The 16,839-nt window shown below is 71.2% G+C and carries 23 protein-coding genes; 12 read left to right on the top strand and 11 right to left on the bottom strand.

Features of this window, described 5'->3' with window-relative positions; genetic code table 11:
* Positions 1 to 58 precede the first annotated feature (58 nt).
* Positions 59 to 1,090 carry a WD40 repeat domain-containing protein gene (locus OU416_RS21685; protein ID WP_270928828.1) on the bottom strand — a complete coding sequence of 344 codons (1,032 nt, stop codon included), beginning with the start codon at positions 1,088 to 1,090 and terminating at the stop codon, positions 59 to 61.
* Positions 1,087 to 1,629 carry a SigE family RNA polymerase sigma factor gene (locus OU416_RS21680; protein WP_270928827.1) on the bottom strand — a complete coding sequence of 181 codons (543 nt, stop codon included), beginning with the start codon at positions 1,627 to 1,629 and terminating at the stop codon, positions 1,087 to 1,089. The genes OU416_RS21685 and OU416_RS21680 overlap by 4 nt, the downstream gene beginning before the upstream one ends.
* A gap of 226 nt (positions 1,630 to 1,855) precedes the next feature.
* On the opposite strand from OU416_RS21680, the gene OU416_RS21675 reads away from it, so the two are divergent.
* The 3 genes from OU416_RS21675 to OU416_RS21665 all read left to right on the top strand — a co-directional run bounded on the left by OU416_RS21675 (position 1,856) and on the right by OU416_RS21665 (position 5,202).
* Positions 1,856 to 2,680, top strand: a complete 825-nt coding sequence (locus OU416_RS21675; RefSeq protein ID WP_270928826.1) for an LLM class F420-dependent oxidoreductase — start codon at positions 1,856 to 1,858, stop codon at positions 2,678 to 2,680.
* Positions 2,681 to 2,857: 177 nt separating this feature from the next.
* Positions 2,858 to 4,999: a carbon starvation CstA family protein gene (locus OU416_RS21670; RefSeq protein ID WP_270928825.1), complete on the top strand. Its 2,142-nt coding sequence runs from the start codon at positions 2,858 to 2,860 to the stop codon at positions 4,997 to 4,999.
* Positions 4,996 to 5,202 carry a YbdD/YjiX family protein gene (locus OU416_RS21665; RefSeq protein ID WP_270928824.1) on the top strand — a complete coding sequence of 69 codons (207 nt, stop codon included), beginning with the start codon at positions 4,996 to 4,998 and terminating at the stop codon, positions 5,200 to 5,202. The genes OU416_RS21670 and OU416_RS21665 overlap by 4 nt, the downstream gene beginning before the upstream one ends.
* Before the next feature lie 68 nt (positions 5,203 to 5,270).
* On the opposite strand, the gene OU416_RS21660 is transcribed toward OU416_RS21665, so the two are convergent.
* Positions 5,271 to 5,897, bottom strand: a complete 627-nt coding sequence (locus OU416_RS21660; RefSeq protein ID WP_270928823.1) for a LysE family translocator — start codon at positions 5,895 to 5,897, stop codon at positions 5,271 to 5,273.
* Between the two features lie 301 nt (positions 5,898 to 6,198).
* Between OU416_RS21660 and OU416_RS21655 the strand changes: the two genes are divergently transcribed.
* The 3 genes from OU416_RS21655 to OU416_RS21645 are packed head-to-tail and all read left to right on the top strand — an operon-like array spanning position 6,199 to position 8,119.
* Positions 6,199 to 6,897 (top strand): class I SAM-dependent DNA methyltransferase, encoded by a 699-nt coding sequence (locus OU416_RS21655; RefSeq protein WP_270928822.1) that lies wholly within the window; start codon positions 6,199 to 6,201, stop codon positions 6,895 to 6,897.
* Between the two features lie 41 nt (positions 6,898 to 6,938).
* Positions 6,939 to 7,307 (top strand): hypothetical protein, encoded by a 369-nt coding sequence (locus OU416_RS21650; protein WP_270928821.1) that lies wholly within the window; start codon positions 6,939 to 6,941, stop codon positions 7,305 to 7,307.
* Complete coding sequence (locus OU416_RS21645) at positions 7,304 to 8,119, top strand: LLM class F420-dependent oxidoreductase (RefSeq protein WP_270928820.1); 816 nt, start codon at positions 7,304 to 7,306, stop codon at positions 8,117 to 8,119. Before OU416_RS21650 ends, OU416_RS21645 begins: the two co-directional genes overlap by 4 nt.
* Positions 8,120 to 8,168: 49 nt before the next feature.
* Here OU416_RS21645 and OU416_RS21640 read toward each other — a convergent pair whose 3' ends face one another.
* From OU416_RS21640 to OU416_RS21620, 5 genes are all read right to left on the bottom strand, one after another.
* Complete coding sequence (locus OU416_RS21640; protein ID WP_270928819.1) at positions 8,169 to 8,327, bottom strand: hypothetical protein; 159 nt, start codon at positions 8,325 to 8,327, stop codon at positions 8,169 to 8,171.
* A gap of 134 nt (positions 8,328 to 8,461) precedes the next feature.
* Positions 8,462 to 8,941 carry a DMT family transporter gene (locus tag OU416_RS21635; protein WP_270928818.1) on the bottom strand — a complete coding sequence of 160 codons (480 nt, stop codon included), beginning with the start codon at positions 8,939 to 8,941 and terminating at the stop codon, positions 8,462 to 8,464.
* Positions 8,941 to 9,261 carry a DMT family transporter gene (locus OU416_RS21630; protein ID WP_270928817.1) on the bottom strand — a complete coding sequence of 107 codons (321 nt, stop codon included), beginning with the start codon at positions 9,259 to 9,261 and terminating at the stop codon, positions 8,941 to 8,943. Before OU416_RS21630 ends, OU416_RS21635 begins: the two co-directional genes overlap by 1 nt.
* A 47-nt stretch (positions 9,262 to 9,308) precedes the next feature.
* Entirely contained in the window at positions 9,309 to 9,791 is a 483-nt protein-coding gene (locus OU416_RS21625; protein ID WP_270928816.1) for a nucleoside deaminase, read from the bottom strand.
* The gene (locus OU416_RS21620) at positions 9,788 to 10,384 is read right to left on the bottom strand and encodes a DsbA family oxidoreductase (RefSeq protein WP_270928815.1); all 597 of its coding nucleotides are present in this window, start codon (positions 10,382 to 10,384) and stop codon (positions 9,788 to 9,790) included. The genes OU416_RS21625 and OU416_RS21620 overlap by 4 nt, the downstream gene beginning before the upstream one ends.
* Positions 10,385 to 10,483: 99 nt before the next feature.
* Between OU416_RS21620 and OU416_RS21615 the strand changes: the two genes are divergently transcribed.
* Positions 10,484 to 10,834: a MerR family transcriptional regulator gene (locus tag OU416_RS21615; protein ID WP_270928814.1), complete on the top strand. Its 351-nt coding sequence runs from the start codon at positions 10,484 to 10,486 to the stop codon at positions 10,832 to 10,834.
* A 13-nt stretch (positions 10,835 to 10,847) separates the two neighbouring features.
* On the opposite strand, the gene OU416_RS21610 is transcribed toward OU416_RS21615, so the two are convergent.
* A complete protein-coding gene (locus OU416_RS21610; RefSeq protein ID WP_270928813.1) occupies positions 10,848 to 11,687 on the bottom strand; it encodes a TetR/AcrR family transcriptional regulator in 840 nt (279 codons plus the stop codon).
* 29 nt (positions 11,688 to 11,716) lie between these two features.
* Here OU416_RS21610 and OU416_RS21605 point away from each other — a divergent pair, with 29 nt between their 5' ends.
* The 3 genes from OU416_RS21605 to OU416_RS21595 all read left to right on the top strand — a co-directional run bounded on the left by OU416_RS21605 (position 11,717) and on the right by OU416_RS21595 (position 13,441).
* Positions 11,717 to 12,394, top strand: a complete 678-nt coding sequence (locus OU416_RS21605) for a GNAT family N-acetyltransferase (RefSeq protein ID WP_270928812.1) — start codon at positions 11,717 to 11,719, stop codon at positions 12,392 to 12,394.
* A 26-nt stretch (positions 12,395 to 12,420) separates the two neighbouring features.
* Positions 12,421 to 13,194 (top strand): CPBP family glutamic-type intramembrane protease, encoded by a 774-nt coding sequence (locus OU416_RS21600; protein WP_270928811.1) that lies wholly within the window; start codon positions 12,421 to 12,423, stop codon positions 13,192 to 13,194.
* A gap of 73 nt (positions 13,195 to 13,267) precedes the next feature.
* Positions 13,268 to 13,441 (top strand): hypothetical protein, encoded by a 174-nt coding sequence (locus tag OU416_RS21595; protein WP_270928810.1) that lies wholly within the window; start codon positions 13,268 to 13,270, stop codon positions 13,439 to 13,441.
* Positions 13,442 to 13,505: 64 nt separating this feature from the next.
* Here the strand turns inward: OU416_RS21595 and OU416_RS21590 are convergent, their stop codons facing one another.
* Complete coding sequence (locus OU416_RS21590; RefSeq protein ID WP_270928809.1) at positions 13,506 to 13,943, bottom strand: hypothetical protein; 438 nt, start codon at positions 13,941 to 13,943, stop codon at positions 13,506 to 13,508.
* 181 nt (positions 13,944 to 14,124) lie between these two features.
* Here OU416_RS21590 and OU416_RS21585 point away from each other — a divergent pair, with 181 nt between their 5' ends.
* Positions 14,125 to 14,790: a response regulator transcription factor gene (locus tag OU416_RS21585; protein WP_270928808.1), complete on the top strand. Its 666-nt coding sequence runs from the start codon at positions 14,125 to 14,127 to the stop codon at positions 14,788 to 14,790.
* Positions 14,787 to 15,926, top strand: a complete 1,140-nt coding sequence (locus tag OU416_RS21580; protein WP_270928807.1) for a sensor histidine kinase — start codon at positions 14,787 to 14,789, stop codon at positions 15,924 to 15,926. The genes OU416_RS21585 and OU416_RS21580 overlap by 4 nt, the downstream gene beginning before the upstream one ends.
* A gap of 20 nt (positions 15,927 to 15,946) precedes the next feature.
* Here the strand turns inward: OU416_RS21580 and OU416_RS21575 are convergent, their stop codons facing one another.
* Complete coding sequence (locus OU416_RS21575; protein WP_270928806.1) at positions 15,947 to 16,747, bottom strand: hypothetical protein; 801 nt, start codon at positions 16,745 to 16,747, stop codon at positions 15,947 to 15,949.
* Between the last annotated feature and the right edge of the window lie 92 nt (positions 16,748 to 16,839).

Below are 16,839 nucleotides of genomic sequence, written 5' to 3'. Positions count from 1 at the left end.
GGGGGGGGCGGGCGGGGATTGATCAGATCAGGGGCGTGTTGCGGATCGCGGAGCGTGATCAGCTCCAGAAGGTGCCCGGGCCGGTCGCGCAGATCCCGTCGCCGGTGCAGGCGGGGGGCAGCGGGCGCACCGCGGAGCCGTCGACCAGCCACTGCCCGCGGTCGTCGGCGGAGATCAGGAACCTGCCCAGCGGATCGGCGGACATCCGGACCGCGCCGACGGCCAGCTCCGGCGTCCGGAACGGCACCCCGGCGCCGATCTTGCGGCCGCTGTCCGCGGCGAAGGTGGCCACCCGCGCCTGCCCGCCACCGCAGGCCGGTGGCTCCAGCGCGGCGATGTCGCGACCGGACCAGGTGATCGCGACCGGGCCGCAGTCCTCGGACACCGCCTCGACGCTCCCGGCCAGCGATGTCGCGTCGCGGGCGAGCAGCCGCACGGACGCCTGGTCGCGGCCCGGCTCCGCCGCCAGCAGCGCCAGCCGGCCGTCGTCGGACAGGGCCAGGTCGTCCACCCGGGTCCCGGCTGGGAGCGCGACGCGCTGCTGCTGCCCACCGCGCAGCAGGACGACGGAATCGGCGTCCTGGTAGGCGATCCGGCCGCCGCCCGCGGCCAGCAGCCGGAGGTCGCCCGCCGGCACCGGCAGCACCTGCTGCGCGCCGTCGGCCGCGATCTCGACGAGCTGCCTGCCCCCCGCCGTGGAGGTCACCGCCAGCACCCGGCTCCGGTCGGTGGTCAGCGCCTCCGGGTCCGCGCCGGGAATCTCGGCGAGCACGCCGTTCTGCCGCCCGGAGAAGATGTCGAACGAGGCGATCACACCGGGTTCGACCGTCGCCAGGTAGCTGTTGGGCTGCGCGCTGACCGGAGCGGGCTGCTGCTGGCCTGGCATCACCACCAGTGCCACGACCAGCGCTACCGCCGCCACCGCCACCGCGCCGATCGCGGCGAGCAGCGGGCGCCGGGGCGCCGTCCGCCGCCGGGAGGCCGCGAGCAGCTTGGGCAGCGCGTCAGGGCTCGGCTCGACGTCGTCCACCACCTGGTGCAGCTGAGCCCGCACCATCTCCACGTCCCACGTTCTGTTGCCGTCCTTCACACCCGCTCCCCCAGCAGCTCGGACAGTCGCGAGATCCCCCGCGAGCAGTACGACTTCACCGCCCCCTGGCTGCATCCCATCACCTCGGCGGTGCGGGTTTCGCTGAGGTCGGCGTAGTAGCGCAGGACCACGGCTTCCCGCTGCCTTCGCGGCAGCTTCGCGAGCGCGGCCTTGAGCACCGCGCGGTCGACGCCGCGGCCGGTGTCGTCGGGCTGGCTGTCCTCGGTGGCCAGCTTGGGCTGGTACTTCTTGGCCACCATCCGCCGCCGCAGCATCGAACGAGCCCGGTTGAGCACCGCCTGCCGCAGGAACGCCAGCGCCTTGTCGGGGTCGCGCAGCCTGGTGCGCGAGTCGAACACCCGCACGTAGGCGTCCTGCACGATGTCCTCCGCGGCGGCCCGGTCGTCCACCAGCAGAACGGCGATGCGCAGCAGCTGCTTGTAGTGCTCCTGGTAGAGGTCGGTGAGCTTGCTCGTCAGTTCATCCATGGCCGCCAGCCCGTCGCCCGGCCAGGCGGTCACGGGCAATGCGATCGACACCGTCACATCTCTGCACGACGCGCAAGACCCCCTCCGTGGTTGCGGCCGGATTCCACTCGTTATCGATCGGTGCCACCCAGCCGGCGGCGGAGTTTACCGATCCAGTCCGCGAAGATCATCTCGTGGCGCTTTTTGCGCAGGTACCCGCACCCGGATGGATCACGCCGGCTCCGCCGCGCCGCACTACCGTCTACCGCAGCCGGCCCAAGATCCCCGGGAGGACACGATGGAGTTCGGCGTCGCCGCGTTCATCACCGACGAGGGCATCGGTCCGGCCGCGCTCGGCCGCGCGCTGGAGGAGCGGGACTTCGACGCGCTGTTCGCCGCCGAGCACACGCACATCCCGGCGGGCCGGGAGACGCCGTACCCGCTCGGCGGCGACCTGCCGCGGAGCTGCTACCGGATGCTGGACCCGTTCGTGGCGCTGACCGCCGCCGCGGCGGTCACCGAGCGGCTGCTGGTGGGCACCGGGATCTGCCTGGTCCCGCAACGGGATCCGATCACCACCGCCAAGGAGGTGGCCAGCCTGGACCTGGTCTCGGGCGGCCGGTTCCTCTTCGGCGTGGGCACCGGGTGGAACCGCGAGGAGATGCGCAACCACGGCACCGACCCGGCCACCCGCGGCGCGCTGATGGACGAGCGGATCCGGGCGATGCGCGAGATCTGGACCCAGGACGAAGCGGAGTTCCACGGCACCCACGTCGACTTCGACGCGGTCTTCTCGTGGCCGAAACCGGTGCAGGCGCCGCACCCGCCCATCTACGTCGGCGGCGAGAGCGAGCGGTCGATCGCGCGGGTCGCCGAGTACGGCGGCGGCTGGCTGCCGCGCGCCGCGGCGGAGAACCTCGCCGAGCTGGTGCCGCAGGTGCGCGACCGCGCGGGCTGGCGGGTGCCGGTGTCGGTGTACGCAGCGCCGCCCGACCCGGCGGTCGTCGAGTCCTACGCCGCGGCGGGCATCGACCGGGTCCTGTTCCTGCTGCCCGATCTCGGCCGCGACGAAGCCCTGCGCGAGCTCGACGAGCTGGCCGGGCTCGCCACCCGTCTGCGCTGACCGCGTCTTACATCATGGTTACTTCCCGGCCACGGACTGGACATTCCGGAGTTGCGCGCCGATCCTCGTCTCTGCTGCGCACCTGTCGTCTCGCGCAGTTCGCAACCGCAGGAATGGAGTCCGAGGACGGTGTCAACGAACACGGCGCCGAGCGGTGGGACAGCTCGGAAACGCAAGATGACTCCCAAGGAGATCGCCATCTGGGTGCTGGTGGCGATCGTCGGCGCGGTCGCCTGGGGCGTCATCGCGCTCGGCCGCGGCGAGGAGATCTCCGCGGCCTGGCTGGTCTTCGCGGCCCTGGCCTCTTACGCCATCGGCTACCGCTTCTACGCGCGGTTCCTCACCTACAAGGTGCTCAGGGCCGATGACACCCGCGCGACTCCGGCCGAGCGGCTGAACAACGGCACCGACTTCCAGCCCACCGACCGCCGGGTGCTGTTCGGGCACCACTTCGCCGCGATCGCCGGGGCCGGACCGCTGGTCGGCCCGGTGCTGGCCGCGCAGATGGGCTACCTGCCGGGCACCATCTGGATCATCGTCGGCGTCATCTTCGCCGGTGCGGTGCAGGACATGGTGGTGCTGTTCTTCTCCACCCGCCGCAACGGCCGCAGCCTCGGGCAGATGGCCCGCGAGGAGATCGGCCCGGTGGGCGGCATCGCGGCGCTGATCGCGGTGCTGGCCATCATGATCATCCTGCTGGCGGTGCTGGCGCTGGTCGTGGTCGGTGCGCTGAAGGGTTCGCCGTGGGGCACCTTCTCCATCGGCATGACCATCCCGATCGCCCTGTTCATGGGCTTCTACCTGCGGTACCTGCGGCCGGGCAAGATCGTCGAGACCTCGGTCATCGGCGTGGCGCTGCTGATGCTGAGCATCGTCGCGGGCAGCTGGGTGGCCGACTCCGCGCTGGCCGGGTTCTTCACCCTCTCCGGCAACGAGCTGACCTTCGCGCTGATCATCTACGGCTTCATCGCCTCGGTGCTGCCGGTGTGGATGCTGCTGGCGCCGCGCGACTACCTGAGCACGTTCATGAAGGTCGGCGTCGTGGTGATGCTGGCGATCTCGCTGCTGATCGCGCTGCCGGTGATGAAGACGCAGGCGATCACCGACTTCGCGCTCAACGGCCAGGGCCCGGTGTTCTCCGGTTCGCTGTTCCCGTTCGTGTTCATCACGATCGCCTGCGGTGCGCTGTCCGGCTTCCACGCGCTGGTGTCCTCGGGCACCACGCCGAAGATGCTGGAGAAGGAGTCGCAGGTCCGCGTCATCGGCTACGGCGGGATGCTCACCGAGTCGTTCGTGGCGATCATGGCGCTGGCCGCGGCGTGCATCATCGACCCCGGCCTGTACTTCGCGATGAACATGCCCGCGACGGCGCTCGGCGACACGCTGGAGTCGGCGTCGCAGGCGGTGGCGGGCATCGGCTTCCAGATCACGCCGGAGCAGCTCGCGGCGGCCGCGGCGTCGGTCGAGGAGGAAACGCTCGTCGGCCGCAGCGGCGGCGCACCGACCCTGGCCGTCGGCCTGGCCGAGGTGTTCTCGCAGGTGCTGGGCGGGGACGCGATGAAGGCGTTCTGGTACCACTTCGCGGTGATGTTCGAGGCGCTGTTCATCCTGACCACTGTGGATGCCGGCACCCGCGTCGGCCGGTTCATGCTGCAGGACACCGTGGGCAACGTCTGGAAGCGCTTCGGCGACGTGAGCTGGAAGCCGGGCAACTGGATCGCCAGCGCGGTGATCGTCGGCGCCTGGGGCTACTTCCTGTGGGCCGGCGTGAACGACCCGCTGGGCGGCATCAACCAGCTGTTCCCGCTGTTCGGCATCGCCAACCAGCTGCTGGCGGCGGTGGCGCTGGCGGTGGCGACCACGCTGCTGATCAAGTCGGGCCGGGCCAAGTACGCGTGGGTGACGCTGATCCCGCTGGCCTGGGACGTGGCGGTGACGCTGACGGCGAGCTGGCAGAAGATCTTCTCGACGGACCCGAAGATCGGCTTCTTCGCCCAGCGCGCGGCCTACGAGGCGGCGCTGGCCGCGGGTGAGACGAGCAAGGGCACGGCGCACAGCGTGGAGGACATGCAGCGGGTCGTGGTCAACTCCACGGTCACCGGCGTGCTGAGCATCCTGTTCGCGGTGCTGATCGTGATCGTGCTGGTGGACGCGGTCCGCGTCTGGATCAAGGCGCTGCGGGCCACCGAACCGCTGCCCAGCACCGAGGCCCCGTACGTCGAGTCGAAGCTGTTCGCCCCGTCCGGCCTGATCCCGACGGCCGAGGAACGCCGCGTCCAGAAGGAGCTGGAAGCGGAGAAGGCCGGAGCGAGCACGTGACGACGACGGTCCTGACCAGGCTGCGCGGCACCGTCCGCGCGGCCTGGCAGATCGTGCGCGGTGTGGTCGGCGAGAACGCCTACGAGCGCTACCTCGCCCACCACCGCCAGAACCACCCCGGCGAAGCCCCGCTCGGCGAGCGGGAGTTCTGGCGCCGGCACGTCGACAGCCAGGACGCCCGCCCGGGCTCCCGCTGCTGCTGACCGATCAGGTGAAGAGCGAAGGGCACCTTTCGCCAAATTAGTTGGCGAAAGGTGCCCTTCACCTCGTTCTAGCGGAGGTCTTCGGTGGCCAGGCGGAGGGCCAGGCCGCCGAAGAGGACGCCTGCGGCGCGGTCCAGCCAGCGCTGGATCCCGGGGCGGCGGAGCAGGAGGTTCGACAGGCCTCCGGAGGCCAGGCCGACCGCGGCGTCCACGCAGATCCCCACCGCGAGCAGCACGCCGCCGAGGGCCAGCAGCTGCACCGGGACCGGCCACGGCGCGTCGGTCGAGACGAACTGCGGGACGAACGCCAGGTAGAACAGGATCACCTTGGGGTTGGACACGTTGGTCAGCACCGCCAGGGCGTAGATCCGGCCCATCGACCTGGACGGCGCGGCGCGCACGTCCGGCAGCGCCGACGAGCGGAACGACTGGACCGCCAGGTAGAGCAGGAAGGCGATCCCGGCGATCCGGACCGCTTCCAGCGCGGCGGGCACCGCCTGGAAGACGGCGGTCAGGCCGAGAGCGGCCGCGACGGTGTGCACGAGCACGCCGGTGGACATGCCGACCGCGGCCACCACTCCGCCGCGCGGCCCGGAGGAGATTCCGTTGGCCAGGATGAACATCATGTCCGGGCCCGGCACCAGCGAGATCACCGCGGCCGCGCCGATGAACGCCAGCACGATTCCGAGTTCCACGTCAGTCCCCGATCCGCTGAGCCGACCGGGACGATGAGGTTCGCGTCAGTTGGGGCTTCCTTTCCAGCACCGGCACCCGAGGTGCCGCCACCCCGCCTTGGGATGCCTTGGCAGCGTACGACCGCCAGCGCGGTGCGCATCTGGATTTTCGCCCGCGAGACTCACCGCAGCGACGTTCCTGCTGGCCACTCCCCGTGAGCACTTTCTGTTGCCACAGCCCCGCAAAGTGCTCACGGCCGCGGACCGGCACCGGGCGGAAATTCGGTTTCGGGCCGGCGCTCCCGGCTGGATAATCCGGGGAATGGAGTTCAGTGGGTTTGACTCGCGCGGGTACCGGACCGTCGATGTCCGCACCGGGTACGGGGAGTGGGTCGGCAAGTACGAGGACACCGTCGAGGACGTCATGGACCTCGCGCTCCTGGAGCGGTTGCGGGAGCCGGAGTGGAACGCCGTCGGGCGGGCCGCCGACCTCGGCTGCGGGACCGGTCGGACCGGGCAGTGGTTGCGGGGCAAGGGAGTTCCGGTGATCGACGGGGTGGACCTGACCCCGGAGATGCTGGCGCTGGCCGAGCGGCGCGGGGCGCACGACAGCCTCACCGAGGCCGACGTGACCAGCACCGGGCTGGACGCGGGCAGCTACGACCTGGTGATCTCCTCGCTGGTGGACGAGCACCTCGCCGACCTGGCGCCCTTCTACCGGGAGGCGTGGCGGATCGCCGCGCCGAAGGCCGCGTTCGTGCTGGTCGCGTTCCACCCGCACTTCATCATGGCCTCCGGCATGCCCACGCACTTCACCAACGACGCCGGGGAGTCGGTGGCGATCACCACCAACGTGCACCTGATCAGCGACCACGTCGCCGCGGCGCTGGCGGCGGGCTGGCGGCTGGCCGAGCTGCACGAGGGCCTGATCGACGACGCCTGGCTCGCGGTGAAGCCGAAGTGGGAGCGGTTCCGCAACCACCCGATCTCCGCCGCCTACGTCTGGCGCAAGGACGGCTGAGGTCCTGCCCGGCCGGGGCCGGTCCGGTGGATCATGTGCTCGTGAAGCGCATCGCGGTGGAGCGGCTGGCCGACGTGGTCGGGGTCGTGACCTCGGGCATGGGCGTCGGCTTGGCCACGGCTCCGGAGAAGGTGGGCGGAGCGCTCGGCCTCGACCGCCGGTTCGCCAGGAGCGTCGGGATCATCGACCTGGCGCTCGCCCCCGGTCTGCTGCTGGGGCGTCCGAGGTGGCCGTGGATGGCGGCCCGAGCGGGGCTCAACCTGCTGCTCGCCGACCGGTACCGGAATCGGCGGGTTCCGGCCGGGATGGTGGGGATGGCCGCGCTCACCGCGGTCGACGGGACGCTGGCCCTCGTCTTGAAGCACCGATCGGGGAATGAGGTTCCGGGTCGGCGCGTTTCCCGGGAATGACCACCTCGCTCGGCAAGACCGGTATCTGGCAGATCTCCACGCAGCTCGATCCTGAACTGGCGGCGGAGGTCGAGAGCCTCGGCTACGGCACGATCTGGGTGGGCGGCTCCCCGCCCGCGGACCTCGCCATCGCCGAACAGCTGCTCGACGCCACCCGCCAGATCACCGTCGCCACCGGCATCGTGAACATCTGGAGCGCTGCCCCGGAGCCTGTCGCCGAATCGTTCCACCGGATCAACGCCAAGCACCCCGGCCGCTTCGTGCTGGGCATCGGCGCTGGTCACCGCGAGATGAACGACGACTACCGGAAGCCGTACCAGGCGCTGGTCGACTACCTCGACGCGTTGGACGCCGCCGGGGTCCCGCAGTCGCAGCGGGTGCTCGCGGCCCTCGGCCCGAAGGTGCTGGAGCTCGCCCGCGGCCGCGCGGCCGGTGCGCACCCGTACCTGACCACGCCCGAGCACACCCGGCACGCCAGGGAGATCCTCGGTGGCGCACTGCTCGCGCCGGAGCAGAAGGTCGTCGTCGACACCGACCCGCAGCGCGCCAGGGAGGCCGGTCGCGACATCGTCGGCAGGTACCTGCAGCTGGCGAACTACACCCGCAACCTGGAGCGCCACGGCTTCACCGCGGAAGACGTCGAGCCGCCGGGAAGCGACCGGCTCGTCGACGCGCTGGCCCTGCACGGCACGCCGGAGCAGATCGCCCGCGGCATCGATGCGCATCTCCAGGCGGGCGCCGATCACGTGGCGATCCAGGTCCTGGGCGACCCGCTGCCCGGCTACCGCGCCTTGGCCGCAGCGCTGCGCTGAGCCCGTTCCGCCCTGCCGGCGGCGCTGGGCCTGCCGGCAGGGCGCCTCGTCAGGTGCGGGGTCGGTGGGCCCGGACGTCGACCGGGCGTCCATCGGGATCGCGAGCGGTCATCGTCCACTGCGCGGGCAGTTCCACGCGCAGGCCCCATCCCGCCTGGTTCAGGGGGTCGAGTTCGGTGGTGGGGGCGGTGTCGGTTTCCACGATCATCAGGTGGTCCGCGCCGCCCACGTCGAAAACCGCGGCACCACCGATCAGTCTGATGTGGACGGTCGGGAGAGGCCGACACGGCCGGAGCCGCGAGATCGACCGCTGGGGTGATCTCGCGGCTCCGGCCGTGGTCATCAGGCACCGGCGGGCGCCTCGGTCTGCGGCTTCTTGAGGCTGTCGGCGAGCTTGAGCCAGACGACACCACCGATGATCACGGCGAGCCAGAGGGCCTTGACCGGCGTGAAGGTCTCGTCGAAGAAGACCGGGCCCAGCAGTGCGGCTCCGACAGCGCCGATCCCGGCCCAGACGGCGTAGCCGATGCCCACGTCGATGGTGCGCAGGGCGAGGCTCAGCGCGAACAGCGTCAGGAGGAAGAAGACGACCGCCACGACCGACCAGGAGATCACGGTGAAGCCCTGGCTGCCTCCGACGGCGAGGGCGTAGCCGATCTCGAAAGCTCCGGCGAGCAGGAGCATGAGCCACGCGTGCGCTCGGCCGGTGGTGTTGGTGGTGGCGGCGGTCGGAGCGGGGGCGGTGGTGGTGGTCATGGGAGTTCCTTCTTCGTGGTCGATTTCGGCGAGGTGCTGCGGTGCGGAGCGGGTGTTCAGGGTCATCACGCCGCTCCGCTGAGCTGGAGGCCGACGACTCCGACGATGACGGCGGCGATGCCGAGCGCCTTGCGCCAGTCGAGGCGCTGGCCGAACAGGAGCGCGCCGAGGACGACGATCCCGACACCGGCCGCCGAGGTCCAGATCGCGTAGCCGACGCCGACGTCGAAGGTCAGCAGGGCCAGGCTGAGGAAGTAGGTGGCGATACCACCGCTGACCAGCGTGACCGCGGTCCAGACGGGCTTGGTGAAACCTTGGGCCTTGCCCGCGGCGATGGCGACGGTGATCTCGAAGGCGACGGCGACGGCGAGGTAGAACCACTGCATGACGGATGTCCTTTTCGGTGAAACGAGCTGTGAGTCGGTGAAACGAGTCAGGGGGTGGTGAGGCCGGGGTGGTGCAGGGCCCGGTACCGCTCGAAGGGGACCAGGCCGCGGTCCACGGCGAGGTGGTGAGCGGTCATCGCCAGGGGCAGCCGGTCGGCTTCGCGATAGCCCACCCGGTAGTCGAAGCCCCACTCGGCGGCGTCGTCGCGCCCCACTGCGAAGTGGACGGCAGCGATGCCGTGCGCGGCGGCGACGCGGTAGCACAGCCCGCACGGTTCTCCCGTGGCGAGCAGCGTGAGACCTTCCAGACCGGCGCTACCACGGGCCTGGGCCGCCTCTCGCATGGCCACGATCTCCGCGTGAGCGGTGCGGTCACCGGTCTCGCGCACGAGATTCACACCGGGCTCGGAAGCCCACCCGTCGTCGACGAGCAGGCCGACGAAGGGAATCCCGCCCGAATCGACGTGGCTGATGCTGATCTCCACGGCCTCGGCCATCAGGGCTGCGAGCCGGGTCGTCCCCGCGTTCACGCGGCGGCCGCCTCGTGCAGGGCCCGGCGGATCACGCCTTCGTCGGCGACGCCCTCGATGCGCCGGCCGCCGATGATGATCGTGGGCACGACGGTGATCCCCATGCGCTCCGACTCCGCCAGCTCCAGCCGGTGCCGCTCGGCGTACCCGGCATCGTCGAGGGCCGCGGCGTAGGCGACCGGGTCGAGCCCGACCTCCTCGGCCAGCCGGGCCAGGACCTCGCGGTTGCCGATGTCGAGGTCCTCGCGGAAGAACGCCGTCATGACGCGGCGGTGGTACGCATCAGCTCGCCCCTGGTCCAGGGCGTACAGCGCGCCGCGGAAGGCCAGCTCGGTGTACGGCTGCGGGGAGACGCTCGGCAACTGCATCGGCACGTCGTGGCGGCGCGCCATCGGGTACACGGACCGACGCCAGATGTCGGGCAGATAGGGATCCTCCGGTCTGAGGGTGGGCGCTGGCCGGGGGCGGAGTTCGTGCGCGTGGTGGACGACCTCGACCTCGGGCGAGCCGGCGATCGCGCGCCCGATCACCTCGTCGGCGATCAGGCAGAACGGGCAGACGTAGTCCGACCAGACGTGGATCTGAGCAGTCACGGTGACCTCCGGTTTTCCTGACTTCCTGCTGCGTTGACACAGCAATGGTGAAACCTGACACCGGTGTAAAGTGCAAGCGAGCAAGCTCCAGGAGGTTCGATGCGCATCGGTGAGCTGGCGGAAGCCAGTGGCGTCAGCACCCGGTCCCTGCGGTACTACGAGCAGCAAGGGCTCATCCGGTCCGAGCGCACGCCCGGCGGATGGCGCGACTTCGACAGCTCCATGGTCGAGCGGGTCGTCATGATCCAGCACCTGTTCGCGGCCGGCCTGAGCAGCACCACCGTCGACGAGGTGCTCCCCTGTCTGGAAGCCCCGCTCGACGAGCGCAACGGCGAGATGGAGAAGCTGTTCGCCCAGGAGGCCGAGCGCCTCGAAGCCAAGCGGCGCGACGTCGATCGCGAGATCGACACCCTGCAGGCGCTCCGCAGCGAAACGGCCCTGCCCGGTTGATCAACGGCGCCGTTCAGTCCGATGTGGACTGAGCAGCGCCGGTTTCGCCGAGGTGCACCGCCACGCCGTCGAGGACTCGCTGCAGGCCGAAGTCGAACCAGCCGTCGACCGGGTCCGGGCCGGGGAAGTCGTCGACCACGAGCTCGGTCAGCCACGGGTACCAGCCCGAGTCGACCAGCCCGGCGAACCGGCCGGATCTGGCCCTGGACCACCAGATCTCGGGCCGCACACCGGTGTCCCGCACCGCCTGCGACTCCGCGGCCACCAGCAGCGCCATGCCCTGCACGTAGCCGCTCACCAGCAGGTACGTGGACAGCGCCGCGCGGTGGTCGAGGCCGTGCCCGGCCAGCGCGGTCATCGACCGGTCGACGGCGGCCAGCACCGCCCCGCCCAGCGGCGGGCGGGTGCTCGCCAGCACCGGCAGCACCCACGGGTGCCGCTGGTAGAGCTGCCACTCCTGGCGGGCCTCGTGTTCCAGCTGCACCCGCCAGCCGCCGGAAGGCGCCGGCGGTGACTGCTCGGCGAGCACCGCGTCCACCATCGCCGTGACCAGCTCGTCCTTGCTCCGCACGTGGCGGTACAACGTCATCGCCGCGATTCCGAGCTGCGCGGCGACGCGCTGCATCGACACCGCGGGCATCCCCTCCGCATCGGCGAGCCGGATCGCGGCGCGCAGAACTCCGGCGCGGTTGATCTCGGCCGCCGCCCGAGGCCTGGCCGCCGAGCGCCGGTTGATCCCGGCGCCGTCCTTGCGCGCCCGGTACGCCCGCGCCTGGCAGGCCCGCCCGCAGTAGCGGCGGGGCCTGCCCCGGCTCGCGACCGGCAGTTCGGCACCGCACTGGGCGCACCCCATCCGCACCTCTTTTCGTCACAACCCGTTCTGTGACGAAATTACTCGAAACCGGCATGGTGCGCCGGAATGCTGGTGAACCGGAACACCCGTACGACACCGGAGCCGACATGATCGCCAAAGGCCTGCTCGTCCGAGCCGCCGAACCTTCCGAGCTGGACCGGATCGCCCCCGCCTACGCGGCCGCCTTCGCCGACGAAGCGGTCGTCGGCTGGGTCCTGCCGGACACCACCGGAGTCGATCTCGCCGAGTTCTTCCACCCGTCGGTCGACAGCGCCCTGCACGAGGAGGAAGTACTGGTCGCCGAACACCTGGACGGCGCCATCGCGGGCCTGTCGATCTGGTCGGAGACGATGTCGGCGGCGCGCCTCCGGAGCGCGGCCGCGGAGATCGCGAACGCCACCGAACCGGCTCTCCAGCGCACCGCCACCGTCCTCGGGCTCATCGCCGAGCACCACCCGGAGGAACCGCACCTCTACCTGTCGGCGATGGCCGTGGTGCCCGAGTTCCGCGGAAGCGGCGCGGGGACCGCGATGCTGCGCCACCGCCTGGCGATGGCCGACGCCGACGGCCGGCCCGCCTACCTCGAAGCCAGCACGCAGCGCAGCACGCGCCTCTACGCCCGCCACGGGTTCCGCCCGGTCGGCACCCCGATCGAGCTCCCCGGCAACGGCCCGCGGCTCCAACCCATGTGGCGCGACCCGGTGTAGGGCTGATCCTGAGATGATCTCCACCGATGATGTGGGTTCGGGTGTTGCGGTCGCCGGTCGTCGTCTTCTTCGCGCTGGTCTTCGCGCTCAGCTTGCCCTTCTGGGCAGTCGGTGAGGCTTCCGGCCTCCAGCTGCCCGCGGGACTTCCGATCAGCGCGCTGCAGGTCGTGGTCCCGGCCGTGGCCGCTGCGCTGCTGATCCGCCTGACCGGCGGGAGCGTGCGGCGGTTCCTGCGCGGGGTCTTCGACGCGAAGAAGATCCCGCTCGTCTGGTACCTGCCCGCGCTGCTGCTGATGCCCGCCATCACGCTGCTCTCGCACGGCCTGGCGGGGCACCCGCTCCCCCAGCCGCCGATCGTCTCGGTGCTGGTCTACTTCGCGCTCTACGTCGTTGCCGCGTGCGCCGAAGAAGCCGGCTGGACCGCCTACGCCACCGGTCCCGTCCAGCGGTGGTGCGGCGCGCTCGGCGCCGGTGTGCTCATCGGCGCCGTGTGGGCGGCCTGGCACGTCGTGCCCTACTTCCAGCTGCACGGGCCGGTCTGGGTGCTCTGGCAGTCGCTGTTCACCGTCGCCGCGCGGGTCGTCATCGTCTGGCTGCACAACAACACCGGCCGCAGCACCTTCGTCGCCGTGCTGTTCCACGCCATGATCAACGTCTGCTACTCGGTCTCGGCCGACGCCGGCGCGTACGACCCGATGCCGGTCGGCGCGGTCACCCTCGGCGCAGCCGCGCTGATCGCGCTGGTGTGGAACCCGAGAACGCTCGCCCAGCTGCGGTTTCACGCACCTCGGGGCCGCTGAGGCGGTTGGCTGACCACGGGCTTTCAGCGAGCTCGAGCAACCCCGGGGCACCTCCGCACGTCTCCCTCGTGTGATGAGCGACAACGGAATGCTCGTGCTGCTCCTGCTGGCATTCGCCGTCCTGCTCGTGGTGGCGGGGCCGAGGCGACGTCGTGGGCCCCGCGGACGCCGCGGATTCCGCGGCGGGTTCGGCGACGGCGGCGGTAGCGACGGCGGCGGAGGAGGCGACGGCGGGGGCGGCGGATAGCCGGGCGAAGAACCACCGGGTAGCTCGTGGGAGAACCACCACGAGCTACCCGGTTCCGGCTTCCTTACTTCACCGGCTCGGCCGGCACGTCTCCGGACTGCTCCGCGGACTCGCCGGGAGTCCCGGGCGGCAGCACCCCGGCGTCAGCGCCCGGCTTCGTCGGGAAGGACGGAACGTCGGGCAGCGGCCCCTCCACCTCCTGGCACTCGATCGCCTCACCGGCACCGGGGTCCAGCGGCTTGGTCGGGACTTCCTCGATCGGCTTCGCCGGAACGCCGGGAGTGCCGGGCTCCAGCGGCTTCGCCGGGGCCGCCTCGCCCGGCTTGGCCGGTTCGAACGGGACGCCGGGCTCCAGGTGGTCGACCTTGCGGCACTCGATCGCCTCCGGCTTGCCCGCATCGGTGGGCGAATCCCCGCTGGTGGCGAAGGCGGCGCCGCCCGCGCCCAGCATGACGGCCAGTCCGGCGACGGCCACGGCGATCTTCCGCGAAGACGAGAACATGTCGATTTCCCCTTCTCTGCAGGACTTCCGGCTTCCTGCTGCCGGAACGGCCGCGGCACCTCGCCGCGACCGGTCCCATCAAGCCAGGCCGGAGTTATCGCCGGCGTCTGGTGATCGCCATATGCCGGCCATATGCGCCCGCCGGAACCATCGGTGCGCACGACGACGGGAGGACGGACGAGTGCGAGTGCTGGTCGTGGAGGACGAGGCGTTCCTGGCGGAGGCGTTGCAGTCCGGGCTCCGCCGCGAAGGGATGGCCGTCGACATCGCGGGCGACGGAGCCGCGGCGCTGGAGAGCGTGGCCGTCAACGAGTACGACGTGATCGTGCTCGACCGCGATCTCCCCGTCGTGCACGGCGACGAGGTGTGCCGGCACGTGGTGGCCACCCGGCCGGACTGCCGGATCCTGATGCTGACCGCGGCCGACGGGCTGGCCGACAAGATCGACGGATTGCACCTCGGTTCGGACGACTACCTCGTCAAACCGTTCGACTTCCCGGAGCTGGTCGCCCGGCTGCACGCCCTGCGCCGCCGCGCCGCGCCCGCTCAGCCGCCGGTGCTGACCTTCGCCGATCTCCGGCTGGACCCCGCCCGCCGCGACGCGCGCCGAGCCGATCGCTCCCTGCGGCTAACCCGCAAGGAGTTCGCGGTCCTGGAACTGCTCATGCGCGCCGACGGCGCGGTGCTCAGCGCCGAGCACCTCCTGGAGAAGGCGTGGGACGCCCACGCCGACCCGTTCACCAACGCGGTCCGGATCACCGTGTCCACGCTGCGCCGGAAGCTGGGCGGGCCGCCGGTCCTGCACACCGCGACCGGGGTCGGCTACTACCTCGGAAGCCCCGCATGAGCATCCAGGCGACGCTGCGCCCGAACCGGTTGTCCATCCGGTTGCGGCTCACCCTGCTCTACGGCGGCACGGTGCTGGCCTGCGGGATCGCACTGCTGATCACCGTCTACGCGCTGATGCGCTACATCCCGACCTACGACGTGCAGCCCGTCCCGGCGATGGAGGTGGCGACGCCGGCGTTCCGGACCGCACCCGCCAAAGCGCCCATGGCCGTGAACATCACCAGCAAGGACGACTTCCTGACGGTGCTGCTGCAGCTGTCCGGCGTCGCGCTGACCGGGCTGGCGCTGGTCTCGTTCCTGATCGGCTGGATCATCGCCGGGCGCATCCTGGCGCCCATCCACCACATCGCCCGGACCGCGCGCACCGTCGCGGGCAACTCGCTGCACGAGCGCATCCACCTCGACGGCCCGCAGGACGAGTTCACCGAGCTGGCCGACACCATCGACACGATGCTGGACCGGCTGCACACCAGCTTCCAGGCCCAGCAGCGCTTCGCCGCGAACGCCTCGCACGAGCTGCGCTCCCCGCTGGCGACCACCCGCACCATGCTCCAGGTCGCCATGGCCCACCCGAACGACCACGACCTCGCCACGCTGGCGCCCAAGCTGCTGGCCACCAACGAGCGCAGCATCACGACCGTGGAATCGCTGCTCGCCCTCTCCCGCGCCGATCACGGCATCGACGACGCCAAACCCGTCCACCTCACCGCGGTGGCGGAGCACGCGCTGGAGCAGGTGCGCGCGGAAGCCGCCGCCGAACGGATCACCGTGCACGGCGACCTGCGGCCGGTCCACGTCATCGGCGACGAGCACCTGCTGCACCACCTGGTGATCAACCTGCTGCACAACGCCATCCGGCACAACCGCGCCGACGGCACCGCCCGGCTGACCACCGGCACCCGGAACGGCACCGCCGTCGTCGCGGTCACCAACACCGGCGAGATCATCGCGCCCGAGGACGCCGAGCGGCTGTTCGAGCCGTTCCACCGGATCCGCGCCCGCACCCAGGCCAGCGGGCACGGCCTCGGCCTCACCCTGGTCCGGGCGATCGCCGACAGCCACCGCGGAACGGCCACCGCCACGCCCAACCCGGACGGCGGCCTCACGGTGACGATCACCCTGCCGGTGCCCTGACCTCGGAGCGCGCCGCGGCCTCAGCGCTCCGCTGTTTCACGCACTCCGATGCGCTGCGCCGCGTGGAAGCGAGCAGCCGCCGAGGCGGTCAGAGCGCCGACGGTCATCACCACGGCGAGCTCGGCGAGCAGCACCGCATCCGGGAGCACGCCATCAGGGGGCATGAACACCGTGAACGCCCCGGTCGCCAGGAGGGAGCCGACCGAGACGTAGACCCCCGGCACCGAGAGCAGATCGCGGCCGACCCGGCCGCGGTCGAGCCTTCCGCGGAGCACGAACAGCACCACTCCGGCGCAACCGCTGATCAGGGTGGTGACGATCCCGATCTCGGCCAGCAGCGGGTGCAGCAGCGATCCACCGCCGTGCGCGACACCTTCTTGAGCTTGCAGCAGCGGCACGTACATGCCCGGGAACAGCGGTGGCACGGCCAGGACCAGGATTCGCCGGACCATCCGGACCGCTCGGCCGCCGTTGCCCGTCGGGTCTGGTCGCGCGGCTTCGACGCTGTCCAGGGTCACCAGGATCGAGAACAGCAGCAGCGCTCCGGCGGTCAGGAGCCCCAGGGCCGCCGTGGAGTTGACCGCGACCGAACGGCCGGAGAACGGGGCTTCCAGCCGCACCACCGCGTAGTTCGCGCTGGACGCGACGAGCGCGAGGAACGCGCTGGTGAGCGGCCGGTAGGCGACGGTCAGCTGCTGCTCGGTCGACTTGGCGGTCAGCCGCACCGTGACGATCGCGATCAGCGCGGCGAAGGAGAAGCCCGCCAACAGGCCCGCCAGCTGGGAGAACAGCGCTGCTGCTTCACCGCTCTTGTCCTCCACCACTGCCTCCCCGGGTGTCCTGCCGCGGAGGCTAGCGGCGCGCAACACCCGAAATCCCGGCATCGACGTGGTTTCACACGTTCCGACCAACG

The organism is Saccharopolyspora indica (genome assembly GCF_027853965.1).
Taxonomy (GTDB): Bacteria; Actinomycetota; Actinomycetes; order Mycobacteriales; family Pseudonocardiaceae; genus Saccharopolyspora; species Saccharopolyspora indica.
The sequence above is the reverse complement of the archived record's forward strand: the minus strand, read 5'-3'. Positions and strand labels throughout refer to the sequence as shown.